Raw genomic sequence first — 15,144 nt, forward strand, 5'->3', positions numbered from 1 at the left:
GCTGACGCAACGCTCAGCACCAGTAGCACCGAAGCGGTGAGCGGCAAGCAGCTCAATGCGACGAACGTGGAAGTGGCGTCGGTTCGCACCACGGCCACCAGCGCGCAGACGACGGCCAACGCTGCCAAGACGACCGCCGATAATGCGCTGGGGAAAGCGGATGTGCTCGGTGGATTGGTCAGTCAGGTGTCGGCCACGGGCAACGTGCGCTTGGGTGGCGAAAACACGGGTACGGTGCTGGACGTGCGCAACAAGTCCAATGCAAATCGCAAGGTGACAGGCGTGGCTGATGCAACGCTTAGCACAAGCAGCACCGAGGTGGTGACGGGCAGGCAGTTGTTTGCCGTCGATCAGAAGGTCACTGCGAATCAGTCTCTGCTGGCCAGCCACGCCACCGAGCTGGCCGGACACGAGGCGCGTATCGCCGGTAACCGGCGGGATCTGGATGACCTGCGTACCGAGTTTGACAACTTCGATCCCGACCTGGAAGGCGTGGTCCGTTACGCAGCCGACGGTTCGGTCGATATGGACGGCGGCAAGGTAAGGGGCGTGGCGGCGGGTGATATCAGCTCGGCGGGGAGTAGTGATGCTGTGAACGGTGGGCAATTGTTTGCCACTAATCAGCGGATGGAGGCCATTGAACACCAACGTCGATTCTTCAAGATTGGAACGGATTCGCTCAGTGAGAATGCAGATGCAGGGTGGTTCGGCGTTGCTATCGGTGAGTCTGCAGAGGCATCGCCTGCGCCCGGAAAGGAGGGAGGCACCGCGGTGGGGAGCTTCTCCAAGGCAATGGGTACCAATTCCGTGGCGCTTGGCAGAGCGGCCCACGTTCTTGTGAATGCCACAGAGGGGTTTGCCCTCGGACCCAGCTCACGGGTCGAAATTGAGGGCGGTGTGGCCTTGGGCGCGCACGCTCAGGTCAAGGCAACGGCTACCAACGGGGTCGCGTTGGGCTATGGCTCTTATGTAGACCAGCCCAACACTGTGTCAGTGGGTAGTGAATGGGTGAAGCGTCGTATCGTCAATGTCGGCCGCGGCTTGGGGAGTGGAGACGCATCGACCGTAGAACAGTTGCACGAAGCGCTGGGTACGTTGGGTGGCGGTGCAGGAATGGATGCAAGCGGCAACGTGGTTGCGCCTACCTATCGCATGCAAGGAGCTACGCAGAACAACGTGTCCGACGCGTTGGCCGTCCTCGATGGTGCAGTGATCACCGCTGGCACCCGGGTTGATCAGGTCGAGAACCAACTGCGCTCGGTCTTCCAGGAAAGCCCCGCCACCCGCAGCGATGGTCTGGGCCAGCTCAACCTCGCCGGCGCCAACGGCATGGTCCTCGGCAACGTGGCCAACGGCCTGATTGCTCCGGGCAGCCGTGATGCGGTCAACGGTGGTCAGCTGCATGCCATGGAGCAGCGCCTGGACGGTCGCATCGATGGGCTGGAACAGCGCGTTGGTGCCACGCCAGAGGGTCGGGCGCTGGCATCTGCCAGTGCACCCACGTCGCCGGCCGCGCCGGAGGCCGAGGGCCCTGCCGGCGCATCGGGTGAACCGGCGGCGGCCTCCGCAGGCCGTGCCGGTGGCGGCATCGCCAGTGCTGACGGCGGTGGCACGCCTGCGCCGGTCGACGCGCCGGCGCCGACCCCGCAGGTGAACACCGCCGATCTGGAGAAGATGCTGGCCCGCGCCAACGAGTACACCGATGGGGCGATCAGCAATTTTGAACGTCGACTGGACAAGATGGACAAGCGCTTCAACCGCATGGCGGCGATGAGCAGTGCGCAGACGGCGATGGCGATGAACACGGCGGGCCTCGCGACGTACAACCGCCTGGGCGCTGGCGTGGGCTACGCCGAGGGCGAGTCCGCCATGGCGGTGGGTTACCAGCGCGTACTCAACGACAAGGGCTCAGCCACCTTCAGCCTCAATGGTGCGTTCACCAACAGCGGTGAACGCAGCATGGGCGTGGGTGTGGGCATCGGCTGGTAAGGCATGACGCCCCGGCGTGGTGCGCGTAACGAGCCCCGCCGCGCCGGGGCCATTGCAGAGGAGGTTGCGATGTACAACTTCATGAGCCGTTTCATGAGCTACCGGCGCTACTACCTGTGGCGCGCCCGCATCCGCTACGTCACCCACGACATGGATACGTGGACGCTGGCGTGTCTGGTGCTGATGATCTGCATGGGGCTGATGGTCTGGGGATTCTGGCGTGTGGTGAACGTGCCGCAGCCGCGCATCCATCCGGAGGCTGCAGCGGTGCGTGTGGAAATGCTCACCGACGAGGCGATCCATCGCATCGTGCTGGTACGCCATGGCGGCATGACGCCAGGTGAGCCCTTCTACAGTGCCGCAGAGATCCGCGGCAGCACCCAGCGCACGCTGCGGGTCCGGCAGACGTTGCAGGACCCGGTAGCAATGAAACTGCAGGCGGACATGTACGCCGACGTCGCCGACTACATCAACGCGACGGGCACCTGCATGCCCTTTCCCTGCCGCCGCGTGAGTCTGCGCATCGAACAGCTGCAGCGGTCGGGACGCGAAAGTGCCGTACGCAACAAGGCCCTGAGCGAGATCCTGCAGGTGCCGTGGTACCTGGTGCCGAACCTTGACGGCGAACGCATGCGGGTGCGCAGTGGCTGGGCGGATGATTTCCAGGACGTGTACTCGCACACCTGGCACTTGCACGACATGCAGAAGATGCATGCGCGCATGATGGCCGAGTATCCACACCGTGCGGCGGTGCCGTGGCTGGCGCGATTGGCGAGCCCGTCCGAGGAAAAGCTGATCTTCCCGTAGAGCCGAGCCATGCTCGGCTCTAGGCCGGTCAACAGCCGATGTAGGCGGTGATCTCCATCTCTGCCAACAACTGCCGCAGCTGCGTGGCCGATGCCCGGCGCATGGGTTTTTCATCCACCGGCGACAGTGGCGCCTGACGCAGGGCGTCGTAGGGCAGGACTGCCAGGTCGAAGGTCAGTTCTTCGGCACTGAACACCCATACCGGCACATCCAGGTTGCGTTCGCGGTCCATCCGCAGGCGCCGCGTACGCGATTCCGCGGGGATGCGATGTTCGTCCAGGAAGCGATGCACGGCTTCCGGGTCGTCACTGTGCAGGTGCAATTGCACGGGGCTGTTGGCATCGGCGGTGCCGTCCAGCACCGGTCCGGCCAGGCGCGGCGAAAACCCGTGCAGGAACTCCAGCGCCCGCAACGCAGATTCGCGCCGCCGCTGCAGCTCGCTGCCGTGCTGTGGGCCGGAGAACAGCCGCTGGTACTCGCGCAGGGCCTGTTCGATCTCGACGTTGCGGGGCAGGGAGGCATCGTCGTGGATGCCAAGGCGGCTGGCGGCCTTGAGTTTGGCTTGGTGGAAGTCGCGGATTCCGCCTTCGGCCATCAGCCGGGCGGCTTCGTGGGCGAGGCGATGACGCCGTTCGCGGGTCTGGCTGGCAGCATGCTGGTGAGCGCGGTGCATGCGATGACTCCCTGTTGCGACCTGGCTACAGACTAGCGCAGGCATGTGACATCTGCGTGGGTATTTGACGCGTGCCCGTGCGCCTGCCAGATGCGAACCGCTCTGGTAGATGCCGACCTTGGTCGGCACAGGGCGTCAACCAAGGTTGGCGACTACCCAAGCAGCGCCGGGCCATGCTCGTCGGAGCACTGCGCCTGTCGGATGCCATCGTCTTGGTAGATGCCGACCTTGGTCGGCACAGGGCGCCAACCAAGGTTGGCATTTACCAAAGCAGGGCAGGGCCAACCGGGGTTGGCACCCACCGATCCTGCGGCCTTAGAAGATATCGAACGCGGCCGCGTCCGCCTGCGGGGTGCTCTGCAGGTTGAGGTCGTAGTCGGTCAGGCGGTCCATGTCTTCCACCTTCACCCACTCCACCGCACCGTTGAGGGTGGCCTGGACCATGCCGCTCGGGGGTTCGTTCTGCGCGATCGGGGTGTCCTTCAGCGCGGTGCGCATGTAGTCGATCCAGATCGGCAGGGCCGCCTTGCCACCGTATTCGCGGTAGCCCAGCGAGCGGAAGTCGTCGCGGCCCACCCACACGGTGGTCACGTACGGGCCGCCGAAGCCGGAGAACCAGGCGTCACGGTGGTCGTTGGTGGAGCCGGTCTTGCCGCCCACGTCCTCGCGGCCGAGCACCTTGGCCTGCGCGCCGGTGCCGCGCTGGACCACGTCGCGCATCATCGACACCAGCTGGTAGGCGGTACGGGCGTCGATCGCACGCGGTGCGGTACGCGCATCCGGGTTGACCGGTGCGGCCGGCGTTTCGGTCTTGGCTTCCGCCTTGGCGGCGGCGGTGGCGTCAACCTTGGGTGGCGGGGCGCCGAAGTTGAAGCCATCCACCACCTGGTTCACCGGCTGGTCGCTGCTGCCAGCGCAGTCGCGGCAGGCCATCGCCGGGTTTTCCTTGAACACCAGGTTGCCATCGCGGTCGAGCACCTGATCGATCAGCCAGGTGTCCACGCGCGAGCCGCCATTGGCGAACACGGCATAGCCACGGGCCACCGATAGCGGGGTCAGCGAGGCGGTACCCAGCGACATCGACAGGTTCGGCGGAAGCTCGGATTCGGCAAAGCCGAACTGGCTGATGTACTTGCGCGCGTAGTCCACGCCCATGCCATCCAGCAGGCGCACCGAGACCAGGTTGCGCGACTGCACGAGCGCTTCACGCAGGCGCATCGGGCCACGGAAGCCACCGCCGTCGTTCTGCGGCGCCCAGGTCTTGCCGCGGCGGTCGCGGAACACGACCGGGGCGTCGAGCACGATCGAGGCCGGGTTGTAACCCTTGTCGAAGGCGGCCGCATAGACGAACGGCTTGAAGCTCGAACCCGGCTGGCGACGGGCCTGGGTGGCACGGTTGAACTTGTTGCCGGAGAAGCTGAAACCGCCGACCAGGGCCTTCAGTGCACCGCTGTGGGCGTCCAGCGAGACCAGCGCGGACTGGCCGCGCGGCAGCTGGTCGAGCAGCCATTCGCCTTCCTTGGCACCGGCGCGCACGCGCACGATGTCGCCGCGCTGTACCAGCTTGGCCGGGCTCTTGTTGGCCCACTTGGCGGCACCGGCCGGCAGCACGATCTCGCTGCGGTTGGCCAGCACCACGGTGGCACTGCCATCGGCACCGGTGCTGGCGACGATCGCCGGCAGCAGGCCAGACTGCGAGAACGTGCCGCGCAGATGCTCGGCCAATGCCGCGGCATCATCGCCCGCACCCAGCTGCACCTGCTTCTCCACGCCGTGCCAGCCATGGCGGTGGTCATACAGCAGCAGGCCGTCGCGCACCGACAGGTTGGCCGCGGTCTGAAGCGTCGCGTCGATGGTGGTGGTGACGTGGTAGCCCTTGTTGACCACGTCGCCGCCGAAGCGGGCGATCATTTCCTGGCGCACCAGTTCGGCTACGTAGGGCGCATCGACCTGCACCGGCGGCTCATGCGCGGTGGCGTGCATCGGCACGGCCTTGGCCGCGTCGGCCTCGGCCTGGCTGACGAACTTCAGGTCGGCCATGCGCTGCAGCACATAGTTGTCACGGCGCTGACGGGCGCGCTCCGGGTTGGAGATCGGGTTGCCCGAGGACGGGAACTTGGGGATGCCGGCCAGCGAGGCCATCTCGTCCAGGTCCAGTTCGCCCAGCTTCTTGCCGTAGTAGAACTCGGCGGCGGCGGCCACGCCGTAGGCGCGGTTGCCGAAGAAACTCTTGTTCAGGTACAGCTCGAAGATCTCGTCCTTGCTCAGCTCGGACTCGATCTTGCGCGCCAGCAGGATCTCGGCCAGCTTGCGGGTGTAGCTGTACTCGGAGCTGAGGAAGAACTGGCGGGCCACCTGCTGGGTGATGGTGGAACCGCCGGGCACGCGCTTGTCGTTGGTGGTGGCCAGCAGCCACACCGCGCGACCGATGCCCTTGTAGTCCACGCCGCCGTGCTCGTAGAAGCGGGCATCCTCTGTGGCCAGGAACGCCTGCTTCAGCTTCTCCGGCACGTCCTTCATGGTGATGGGGGTACGCCGGGTCTCACCGAACACCGCCATCAGCTTGCCATCGGCAGCGTAGACGTACATCGGCTCCTGCATTTCCACGTCGCGCAGGGTCTGCACGTCGGGAAGCTTGGAAGAAACGGCGTAGTACAGGCCGCCAACGGCGGCAGCTCCGACCAGCGCCAGGACCAGGACAACAAGGAAGATCCAGCGCAGCCAGCGGCGGAGACGGGTCATCGGTGTCAGATTCCGATTGCGAATTTCGTGGTCGCAGAGTATAGATTACGCAAGGTGGCGGCTGGGGCCGGCACTGGGGAGTGCAAGGGGACGCCAGGGGCTGCGTGTTCATCCTGTGAGGGATGTCACAGCAGGGCGGTTGCCATTTGCTAAGAATACGTTATTAATGCGCGGACGCAGCTCTTGCGTCCAAGTGCCCGTCGGCAGGGGAGAAACCGTGGGGCTCATCCCAAAAAGTCAGTCGCCGCTCATTGGCGTCGACATCAGTTCGACTGCGGTAAAGCTGCTGCAGCTTTCCCGCAGCGGCAACCGTTTCCGTGTGGAACATTACGCCGTGGAACCGCTGCCGCCGAACGCGGTGGTAGAGAAGAACATCGTCGAAGTGGAGGCCGTGGGAGAGGCCATCCGCCGGGCGATGAACCGTTCCGGCAGCAAGGCCAAGCTGGCCGCTGCGGCCGTGGCCGGTTCGGCGGTGATCACCAAGGTGATCCCGATGCCGGCCGACCTGGACGAGAACGACATGGAAGCCCAGATCGAGCTGGAAGCGGTCAACTACATTCCGTATCCGATCGAGGAAGTGAACCTGGACTTCGAGGTGATCGGGGCGATCCCGAACAACCCGGAAATGGTCCAGGTGCTGCTGGCTGCCTCGCGTTCGGAAAATGTGGAGCTGCGCCAGTCCGCGCTGGAACTGGGTGGCCTTCAGGCCAAGGTGATGGACGTGGAGGCCTTCGCGGTCGAGAACGCCTTTGCCCTGGTGGCCAGCGAGCTGCCGGTTTCGGCTGAGGGCGTGGTTGCGCTGGTCGATATCGGCGCCACCATGACCACCCTCAACGTGTTGCGCGGTGGCCGTAGCCTGTACAGCCGCGAACAGGTGTTCGGTGGCAAGCAGCTGACCGACGAGATCATGCGCCGCTATGGCCTGAGCTACGAGGAAGCCGGTCTGGCCAAGCGCCAGGGCGGGTTGCCGGAAAGCTACGAGATGGAAGTGCTGGAGCCGTTCAAGGAAGCCACGGTCCAGCAGATCAGCCGTCTGCTGCAGTTCTTCTACGCAGGCAGCGAATTCAACCGGGTCGATCACATCGTGCTGGCTGGCGGCTGTGCCGCCCTTGCAGGCCTGCCGGAGATGGTCGAGGAACAGCTGGGCGTGCCGACCGTGGTCGCCAACCCGCTGGCACAGATGACCCTGGGGCCGAAGGTGCAGGCGCACGCGCTGGCCCAGGACGCCCCCGCGCTGATGATCGCGACCGGTCTGGCGCTGAGGAGCTTTGACTGATGGCACGCATCAATCTATTGCCCTGGCGCGCCGAACGGCGCAAGCAACGCCAGCGCGAGTTCGGCATCATGCTGGGCATGGCCGGCCTGGGTGGCCTGCTGCTGTCGCTGTTGATCTGGTTTTACTACGACATGCAGGTCAGTGGGCAGAGCGATCGCAACGCCTACCTGCAGACCGAGATCGAGAAGGTCAAGGAGCAGAACAAGGAAATCGACCGCCTTGACGAGCAGAAGAATCGACTGCTTGCCCGCAAGGCCGTGATCGAGCAGTTGCAGGCCAAGCGTTCGCAGATGGTCCACCTGTTCGATGCACTGGTCCGCACCATCCCCGATGGCGTGGTGCTCACCGCCCTGCAGCAGGAAGGCGACGTGCTGACGCTGGAGGGCCGCACCCAATCCAACGCCCGTGTCTCGGCCTACATGCGCAACCTCGAAGTCTCTGGCTGGATGACCAATCCGGAGCTGGCGATCATCGAGGCGCGTGAGCCTGACAAGGACAAGGATGGGCGCGCGACCGGACCGGTAGCCGACATCAAGGCATTGCCGTACGTGTTCAAGGTCAAGGTCAAGCTGCCTGCGCAGAGCGAGGAAGCGGCGGCCACGCCGGGCCTGAACCCTGATGGCAGTGTGGCCAGCACCGCGCCGGCTGCACCGACGGTCGCACCGCTCAGTGCCGGGCCCGACGCCGCAGCGCCTGCCGCTTCCGCACCGCAGCCGGGGACGGCTCCGGCACCGGCTGTCACGCCTGCATCGGCACCGGCGCCGGCGGCAACACCTGCGCCGGCCAAGCCCGCCGCACCGGCAACCAAGCCTGAGGGCAGCCGCCTGGCGCAGCCGCCGCAGGCCTTCCACGCCCCGCTGCAGGGGGATCGCGCATGAGCAAGAAAGTCGACATCAAGAACCTCGATTTCAACGACATCGGCAATTGGCCGCAGAAGGCCAAGATCGTTTTCTGCGCATTGCTGGCGGTGGTGATCATGTTCGTGGCGTGGATGCTGCTGATCAGTGGCAAGCGCGATGAACTGGCCGGTCTGGAGTCGCAGGAAACCACGCTGCGCGAGGAGTTCACCAAGGAACAGAAGCGCGCGGTCAACCTGGAGCCGCTGAAACAGCAGCTGGCACAGATGGAGCAGGTGCTGCAGCAGATGCTGCGGCAGCTGCCCAGCAAGACCGAAATGCCCGACCTGATCATCGACATCTCGCAGACCGCGTTGTCCAGCGGCCTGTCCAACGAGCTGTTCGAGCCGGAGCAGGAGCAGATCAAGGAGTTCTACGCCGAAAAGCCGATCAAGCTGCGGATGGTGGGCAGTTACCACCAGTTCGGCGCCTTCGTCAGTGGCGTGGCCTCGTTGCCGCGGGTGGTGATCCTGACCATGCACGACATCAACCTCAAGCCGAAGGACAAGACCAGTGGCAATGTCCGCGCCGGTGCGCTGGAGTTGTCCGGTACGGTCAAGACCTACCGTTACCTGGATGAGGCCGAGGTCGAGGAACAGCAGAAGGCTGAAGCGGGCAAGGAGGAGAAGAAGTGACCGGTTCCTTCATTGCACGCGGTGGGGTGGTATTGACGGTGTTGCTGCTGGCCGCCTGCGGTCGCGGCGTGACCAGCACGCCGGGTGATGCACCCAACCTGGAAAAATGGGTCGAGAGCGAGCGCGCACGACCGGCGGAGTCGATTGAGGCCCTGCCGGTGATGCAGCAGTTCGAGACCTTCGAATACTCCGCGCAGGGCATGCGCGATCCGTTCACCGATGCCTGGACCAACCCGCAGCAGGGGAATGGGGGACTGCGGCCAGATCCGAACCGGCGCAAGGAGCCGATGGAAGGCTTCCCGCTGGACGCGCTGGACATGGTCGGCACCATCGGAACAGGCGCCGGCACCGTGGCGCTGGTGATGGGGCCGGACAAGGTGACCTATCGGGTGCGTCCCGGCGGTTACCTGGGACAGAGCGACGGGCGGGTCACCGCGGTCTTCGAAGACCGTGTGGAGCTGATCGAACTGGTGCCGGATGGCGCGGGTGGCTGGCTGGAACGTCCAGCAACGCTCGCGCTGGAAGATCAATGATCGTTTACTGGGGATAGCACGATGACCTTTCACCAAGCCAAGGGGCTGCGTCCCATCCGGCGCTCTACCTTGAACCGCATCAGCGCGCTGGGAGTCGCGTTGATGTTGGCCTGCGCTCCGGCGCTGGCTGCCGCACCGTCGGAAAAGCCGACCGGCACGGCGCTGGCGGCCACGCCAGCCGCTGCACCGGCAGGCCTGTCGGTCGCACGCATCGACTTCAAGCGCGGCGATGACGGCGCGGGCCGTCTGATCCTGCAGTTCGACGGCCAGGGCGCCATGCCCGACCTGCGCAGCCAAGGCAACAGCGTGGTGGTCGATGTCGGCAACGCGCGCCTGCCGGCCAACCTGCAGAAGCCGATGAACGTCACCGACTTCGCCACCCCGGTGCAGCGCATCGACGCCAAGCCGTCCGGGGCCGGCACCCAGCTTGTGCTGAGCACGGGCGGTCCGGTCGAGTCGCTGGCCTACCAGAGCGGCAACGAGTATGTGGTGGAGATCAGCCCGCGGCAGGCCCAGGCCGCCGTTGGCGCAGTCACTGCCGGCAGCGTGACCCAGGCTGCAAAGGGCGTCCCGCAGCGCGGCTTCGCCGGCAAGCCGGTGACGTTCAACTTCCAGGACGTGCCCGTGCGCACCGTGCTGCAGCTGATCGCCGAAGAGTCGAATCTGAACGTGGTGGCCTCTGATTCGGTGCAGGGCAATGTGACCCTGCGTCTGGTCAACGTGCCGTGGGATCAGGCACTGGATATCGTGCTGCGTGCCAAGGGCCTGGACAAGCGTCGTGACGGCAGCGTCGTGTGGGTTGCGCCGCAATCCGAGCTGGCCAAGTTCGAGCAGGAGAAGGAAGACGCGCGCATCGCGATCGAGAACCGCGAAGACCTGATGACCGACTATGTCCAGATCAACTACCACAGCGCCACGCAGATCTTCAAAGCGCTGACCGAGGCCAAGGGCATCGGCGGTGGCGGCGGCGGCGGTGGTGGCGCTGGTGGTGGCAGTTCACAGGAAGAAAGTGGCTTCCTGTCGGCACGCGGCCGCATCGTCGCCGACGAGCGCACCAACACGCTGATGATCAGCGACATTCCGAAGAAGATCGCGCGGATGCGCGAGTTGATCAGTGTCATCGACCGCCCGGTCGACCAGGTACTGATTGAAGCGCGCATCGTCATCGCTACCGACACGTTCGCGCGTGAGCTGGGCGCCAAGTTCGGCATCAGCGGCAGCCGTGACAACGTCTACTTCAGCGGTGACCTCGCATCCAATGCGAAGAACCGCGAGTCGGAAGTGACTACGTCCATCGCCAACCAGACCGCATTCAACCAATGGGTGGCCGGTGGCAGGACCGGGCCGGCACCGGTGCCGGTGGGTCCGACGATCACCCGTGGCCTGAACTGGAACCTGCCGGTGGCAGCGGCCAGCAACCCGGGTTCGCTGGCACTGTCGATCCTCAACGCGGGCTATCTGCTTGATGTGGAATTGTCGGCCATGCAGGAAGAGTCGCGTGGTGAAGTGATTTCCAACCCGCGCGTGGTGACCACCAACCAGCGCGAGGCGCTGATCAAGCAGGGCAAGGAAATCGGCTATGTGACCATCAGTGGCGGCGGTACTGGCGGCGCACAGACCCCGAACGTGCAGTTCAAGGAAGTGGTGCTGGAGCTGAAGGTCACTCCGACCATCACCAACGACAACCGCGTGTTCCTCAACATGGCGGTGAAGAAGGACGAAGTCGATCAGCTGATCCAGTTGCAGGGCTACGGCACCGTGCCGTCCATCAACCGCCGCGAGGTCAATACCGCCGTGCTGGTGGAAGATGGCCAGACCGTGGTGATCGGTGGCGTGTATGAGTTCACCGACCGCAACAGCGTCAGCAAGGTGCCGTTCCTGGGCGATGTGCCGTTCCTCGGTAACCTGTTCAAGAAGCGTGGTCGCAACAAGGACAAGGCCGAACTGCTGGTGTTCGTGACCCCGAAGGTCCTGCGCGTGGCCCGCCAGAACTGAGGCGCCGGAACTGCTGTATCCGACGCGGGGCCGCCACGTGCGGCCCCGCGTCGTTTGCGCCAGTAGATCCACGCCATGCGTGGATGCTGTTCAGCCGTTCTTGATGCCAGCAGCCGGGCGGCCTGCGATGATGTGGGGAACCCGAGCCATCCTGCGCCGGTCAAAGGCCCCCATGAACCTGCCTCCGCCGATGCCCGAATCCATTTCTCCACCGCCTGCCCCCGTCACCTCGCGCCTGCATGCGGCCTTCAGCAACCTGCGCGACGCGCTGTCGGCCGAGATCGTTGGCCAGGCGGCGCTGGTCGAACGCCTGCTGATCGCCTTGCTGGCCGATGGCCACCTGCTGGTGGAAGGTGCCCCGGGCCTGGCCAAGACCACGGCCATCCGGGCCTTGGCGGCACGGTTGGAAGCGGACTTCGCGCGTGTGCAGTTCACTCCGGATCTGCTGCCTTCGGACCTGACCGGCACCGAGATCTGGCGCCCGCAGGAAGGGCGTTTTGAGTTCGTGCCGGGGCCGATCTTCCACCCGATCCTGCTGGCCGACGAAATCAACCGTGCACCGGCCAAAGTGCAGTCCGCGCTGCTGGAAGCGATGGGCGAACGCCAGGTCACCGTCGGCCGTCACACCTACGCGCTGCCGTCGCTGTTCCTGGTGATGGCCACGCAGAATCCGATCGAGCAGGAAGGCACCTTCCCGCTGCCGGAAGCGCAGCTGGATCGTTTCCTGATGCATGTACGCATTGGTTATCCGGACCAGGCGGCCGAGTCGGAGATCCTGCGGCTGGCCCGCGAGCGTGCCCGGGGTGCGCTTGGTGAGGCCGCAGCGGCGCCGGAAAAGCTGCCGATGCAGGATGTCTTCGACGCGCGCCGCGAGGTGCTGGAGCTGCACATGGCCCCCGCGCTGGAGCGCTATCTGATCGAACTGGTGCTGGCCTCGCGCGACCCCTCGCGCTACGACTCCTCGCTGGCGCGCCGCATCGCGTGGGGCGCCAGCCCCCGTGGCTCCATCGCACTGGAACGGTGCGCACGGGCGCGGGCGTGGTTGGCTGGGCGTGATTTCGTCACCCCCGACGACGTGCGTGCCGTGGCTGCCGATGTACTGCGCCACCGGGTCCTGCCCAGCTATGAAGCCGTCGCCGAAGGGTGGGATGGTGAGCGCCTGGTGCAGGAGCTGCTGGCCCGGGTACCGGCACCCTGAGTGCGCGCATGAGCGGCACGACCAACGGACCTGCTCCGGGTACCAGCGATGGCGATGGTCTGCGACCGCAGCTGGCCGAGCTGGTGGCATTGCGCTGCTTGGCACAGCGCCCGCCGCCGCCTCGTCGAGGGCGCGCGGGCAGCGCAGGCCAGGCACCTTCGCCGCTGCGCGGACGCGGCATGGAATATGCAGAATCGCGCGAATACGTGGCGGGCGACGACGCGCGCCACATCGACTGGCGCGTCACCGCGCGCACGGGTCGCACGCACACCAAGCTGTTCCAGGCAGAACGCGAGCGGGTCACCCTGATCGTTGCCGATACGTCGCCTGCGCTGTACTTCGGTACCCGCGTGCGCTTCAAGTCGGTGCAGGCGGCGCGCGCCGGCGCCGTCGCGGCATGGTCTGCACAGCGTCGCGGCGACCGCATCGGTGCATTGCGCGGCAGTGATCGTGAGGCGCCGATCGCACCGGCCGGCGGTGCGCGCGGTGTACTGCGCGTACTCGACGCCCTCACGCGCTGGTACGCGCAGCCACCCGCCGATGATCTCGGCCTGGAGCGCGCGCTGGATCATGCCGGACGGGTGCTGCGCCCCGGCGCGCGGATGCTGGTGCTGGCCGATCCGCAGCAGGCGATCCGCATTCCGCCCGCGCGCTGGAGCGCATTGGCCCAGCACCATGACCTGAGTCTGCTGCTGCTGGTGGACCCGCTGGAGCTGCAGCCGCCAGCGTCTCCTCTGCAGTTTCTCGCCGCACAGCAGCGCATCGGTTTGGACCTGCGCCGCAGCGATGTGCAGGCGCACTGGCAAGCGCATTTCGTCGAACCGCTGCAGCAGCTGCGCACCCAGCTTGCTGCGCGTCGCGTCGATGTGCAGGTGCTCTCCACCGATGCGGCGAGCGACGCCTGGCTGGCACCGGTACCGACGGAGGTGCCGGCATGAGCGCCTCCCTGCCGCTGCGTGATGTGCAGTTGCCGGCCTCGCCAACGTGGTGGCCGCCGGCACCGGGCTGGCTGATGCTGATCGCAGCGGTTCTGCTGTTGCTGGCAATCGTTGCTGCGGTGGCATGGCGTCGTCGCCGCCGCCGGCAACAGTGGTTGCATGTGTTCGACCAGGAGATTGCAGCAGTGACCGGCGCGCCGTCGGAACTGGCGGTCATCGCCAGCCTGCTGCGGCGTGCAGCACGTCAGGCACGCCCCGGCAGTGAAGCACTGCGCGATGACGCGTGGTGGCAGTACGTCGACCCCAAGGACACACTTCCGGCTGCGCAGCGCCATCTGCTGGCCGAGGGGGCCTATCGTCCACACGTGGATGCCGCCGCCGTGGCCGATGTCCGCACGTGGGCGCGGGCGCGCTACCTGGCGTTGCTGCAGGAGCGCCGTCGATGAGCGCGCTGGCAGCTTACTGGCCCTGGCCGGATCTGCAGCTGGCGTGGCCGCTGGCACTGCTGGCACTGCCGTTGCCGATCCTGATGTACGCGTGGAAACGGCGTGCCGACCCCGGCGCCGCGCTGCGCGTGCCTTATGCCGCTGCCGAACTGGAAGCACTGGCCGGTGGCGGTCGCATCGGGGTTTCCTGGCTGCGCAGCAGCTTGCTGTGGTTGGCCTGGCTGGCGCTGTGCGTGGCGATGGCGCGGCCGCAGCAACTGGGTGAGGCGATCACCCCGCCGCAGGAAGGCCGGCAGATGATGCTGGCGATGGACGTTTCCGGCAGCATGAGCGAGCCGGACATGGTGCTCGGCGCACAGGCGGTGGAGCGGCTGACCGCTGCCAAGGCGGTATTGGCTGATTTCCTCGACCGTCGTGCCGGCGATCGCGTCGGCCTGCTGGTGTTCGGCGACCGTGCCTACACCCTCACGCCGTTGACCGCGGATCTGTCCACCGTGCGCGATCAACTGCGCGACAGCGTGGTCGGCCTGGCCGGGCGCGAGACGGCCATTGGTGATGCCATCGCGCTGGCGGTCAAACGCCTGCGCAATCAGCCCGAAGGGCAGCGTGTACTGATTTTGCTGACCGACGGTGTCAGCAACGCCGGTGTGCTGGAACCCCTGCGCGCGGCCGAGCTGGCACGTGCCGAAGGCGTGCGCGTGCACACCGTGGCCTTTGGCAGCGACGGTAGTGCGCGGTTCTTCGGCATTCCCGTGGCCGCCGACCGCGACCCGGTGGATGAGGCAACGTTGCGCAGGATCGCCGAGATGACCGGCGGCCGCTTCTTCCGCGCGCGTGACACCGACCAGCTGGTCGGCATCTATGCCGAACTGGACAGGCTGGAGCCGATCGCCGCGAAGGGACCGACACTGCGTCCGCGCAACGAGCGCTATGCGTGGCCGCTGGCTGTCGCGTTGCTGCTGGGTGCGTTGGCGTGGGTATGGCCGGAGCGTCGCCGATGAGCGCCACTTTCCTGA

At 66.1% G+C, this 15,144-nt stretch carries 13 protein-coding genes; 11 read left to right on the plus strand and 2 right to left on the minus strand.

Features of this window, described 5'->3' with window-relative positions; translation table 11 throughout:
- Positions 1–1,989, plus strand: a 1,989-nt coding sequence (locus ACQ5SA_RS11020; protein WP_499314249.1) for a YadA-like family protein, incomplete at its 5' end; no start/stop codon positions are given.
- A gap of 69 nt (positions 1,990–2,058) precedes the next feature.
- A complete protein-coding gene (locus ACQ5SA_RS11025) occupies positions 2,059–2,796 on the plus strand; it encodes a hypothetical protein (protein WP_353099065.1) in 738 nt (245 codons plus the stop codon).
- A 28-nt stretch (positions 2,797–2,824) separates the two neighbouring features.
- Here the strand turns inward: ACQ5SA_RS11025 and ACQ5SA_RS11030 are convergent, their stop codons facing one another.
- On the minus strand, positions 2,825–3,469 hold the full coding sequence (locus tag ACQ5SA_RS11030) for a hypothetical protein (protein WP_353099064.1): 645 nt from the start codon (positions 3,467–3,469) through the stop codon (positions 2,825–2,827).
- Between the two features lie 315 nt (positions 3,470–3,784).
- On the minus strand, positions 3,785–6,211 hold the full coding sequence (locus ACQ5SA_RS11035; RefSeq protein ID WP_499314250.1) for a penicillin-binding protein 1A: 2,427 nt from the start codon (positions 6,209–6,211) through the stop codon (positions 3,785–3,787).
- Between the two features lie 217 nt (positions 6,212–6,428).
- On the opposite strand from ACQ5SA_RS11035, the gene ACQ5SA_RS11040 reads away from it, so the two are divergent.
- The 9 genes from ACQ5SA_RS11040 to ACQ5SA_RS11080 all read left to right on the plus strand — a co-directional run bounded on the left by ACQ5SA_RS11040 (position 6,429) and on the right by ACQ5SA_RS11080 (position 15,129).
- Positions 6,429–7,487: a pilus assembly protein PilM gene (locus ACQ5SA_RS11040; protein WP_032951624.1), complete on the plus strand. Its 1,059-nt coding sequence runs from the start codon at positions 6,429–6,431 to the stop codon at positions 7,485–7,487.
- Complete coding sequence (locus tag ACQ5SA_RS11045; RefSeq protein ID WP_499314251.1) at positions 7,487–8,365, plus strand: PilN domain-containing protein; 879 nt, start codon at positions 7,487–7,489, stop codon at positions 8,363–8,365. Before ACQ5SA_RS11040 ends, ACQ5SA_RS11045 begins: the two co-directional genes overlap by 1 nt.
- Positions 8,362–9,018, plus strand: a complete 657-nt coding sequence (locus ACQ5SA_RS11050) for a type IV pilus inner membrane component PilO (RefSeq protein WP_353102106.1) — start codon at positions 8,362–8,364, stop codon at positions 9,016–9,018. Before ACQ5SA_RS11045 ends, ACQ5SA_RS11050 begins: the two co-directional genes overlap by 4 nt.
- Positions 9,015–9,551 (plus strand): pilus assembly protein PilP, encoded by a 537-nt coding sequence (locus tag ACQ5SA_RS11055; RefSeq protein ID WP_230113000.1) that lies wholly within the window; start codon positions 9,015–9,017, stop codon positions 9,549–9,551. The genes ACQ5SA_RS11050 and ACQ5SA_RS11055 overlap by 4 nt, the downstream gene beginning before the upstream one ends.
- 21 nt (positions 9,552–9,572) lie before the next feature.
- Positions 9,573–11,546, plus strand: a complete 1,974-nt coding sequence (locus ACQ5SA_RS11060; protein WP_499314252.1) for a type IV pilus secretin PilQ — start codon at positions 9,573–9,575, stop codon at positions 11,544–11,546.
- Positions 11,547–11,718: 172 nt separating this feature from the next.
- Entirely contained in the window at positions 11,719–12,744 is a 1,026-nt protein-coding gene (locus ACQ5SA_RS11065) for an AAA family ATPase (protein WP_353101669.1), read from the plus strand.
- An 8-nt stretch (positions 12,745–12,752) separates the two neighbouring features.
- Positions 12,753–13,682, plus strand: coding sequence for a DUF58 domain-containing protein (locus tag ACQ5SA_RS11070; protein WP_353101670.1), 930 nt, complete (start codon positions 12,753–12,755; stop codon positions 13,680–13,682).
- Positions 13,679–14,128, plus strand: a complete 450-nt coding sequence (locus ACQ5SA_RS11075; protein ID WP_353101672.1) for a DUF4381 domain-containing protein — start codon at positions 13,679–13,681, stop codon at positions 14,126–14,128. Before ACQ5SA_RS11070 ends, ACQ5SA_RS11075 begins: the two co-directional genes overlap by 4 nt.
- Entirely contained in the window at positions 14,125–15,129 is a 1,005-nt protein-coding gene (locus tag ACQ5SA_RS11080; RefSeq protein ID WP_353101674.1) for a vWA domain-containing protein, read from the plus strand. Before ACQ5SA_RS11075 ends, ACQ5SA_RS11080 begins: the two co-directional genes overlap by 4 nt.
- Positions 15,130–15,144 lie beyond the last annotated feature (15 nt).

Origin of the sequence: Stenotrophomonas indicatrix, from assembly GCF_050573115.1 — a bacterium.
In the GTDB taxonomy this organism is placed as follows: Bacteria; Pseudomonadota; Gammaproteobacteria; order Xanthomonadales; family Xanthomonadaceae; genus Stenotrophomonas; species Stenotrophomonas lactitubi_A.

Excerpts from the sequence above, each read along its gene's own strand:
- ACQ5SA_RS11080 (WP_353101674.1), top strand. The coding sequence starts at position 14,125 with ATGAGCGCGCTGGCAGCTTACTGGCCCTGGCCGGATCTGCAGCTGGCG.
- ACQ5SA_RS11050 (WP_353102106.1), top strand. The coding sequence starts at position 8,362 with ATGAGCAAGAAAGTCGACATCAAGAACCTCGATTTCAACGACATCGGC.
- ACQ5SA_RS11070 (WP_353101670.1), top strand. The coding sequence starts at position 12,753 with ATGAGCGGCACGACCAACGGACCTGCTCCGGGTACCAGCGATGGCGAT.
- ACQ5SA_RS11075 (WP_353101672.1), top strand. The coding sequence starts at position 13,679 with ATGAGCGCCTCCCTGCCGCTGCGTGATGTGCAGTTGCCGGCCTCGCCA.
- ACQ5SA_RS11060 (WP_499314252.1), top strand. The coding sequence starts at position 9,573 with ATGACCTTTCACCAAGCCAAGGGGCTGCGTCCCATCCGGCGCTCTACC.
- ACQ5SA_RS11045 (WP_499314251.1), top strand. The coding sequence starts at position 7,487 with ATGGCACGCATCAATCTATTGCCCTGGCGCGCCGAACGGCGCAAGCAA.
- ACQ5SA_RS11035 (WP_499314250.1), bottom strand. The coding sequence starts at position 6,211 with ATGACCCGTCTCCGCCGCTGGCTGCGCTGGATCTTCCTTGTTGTCCTG.
- ACQ5SA_RS11025 (WP_353099065.1), top strand. The coding sequence starts at position 2,059 with ATGTACAACTTCATGAGCCGTTTCATGAGCTACCGGCGCTACTACCTG.
- ACQ5SA_RS11065 (WP_353101669.1), top strand. The coding sequence starts at position 11,719 with ATGAACCTGCCTCCGCCGATGCCCGAATCCATTTCTCCACCGCCTGCC.
- ACQ5SA_RS11030 (WP_353099064.1), bottom strand. The coding sequence starts at position 3,469 with ATGCACCGCGCTCACCAGCATGCTGCCAGCCAGACCCGCGAACGGCGT.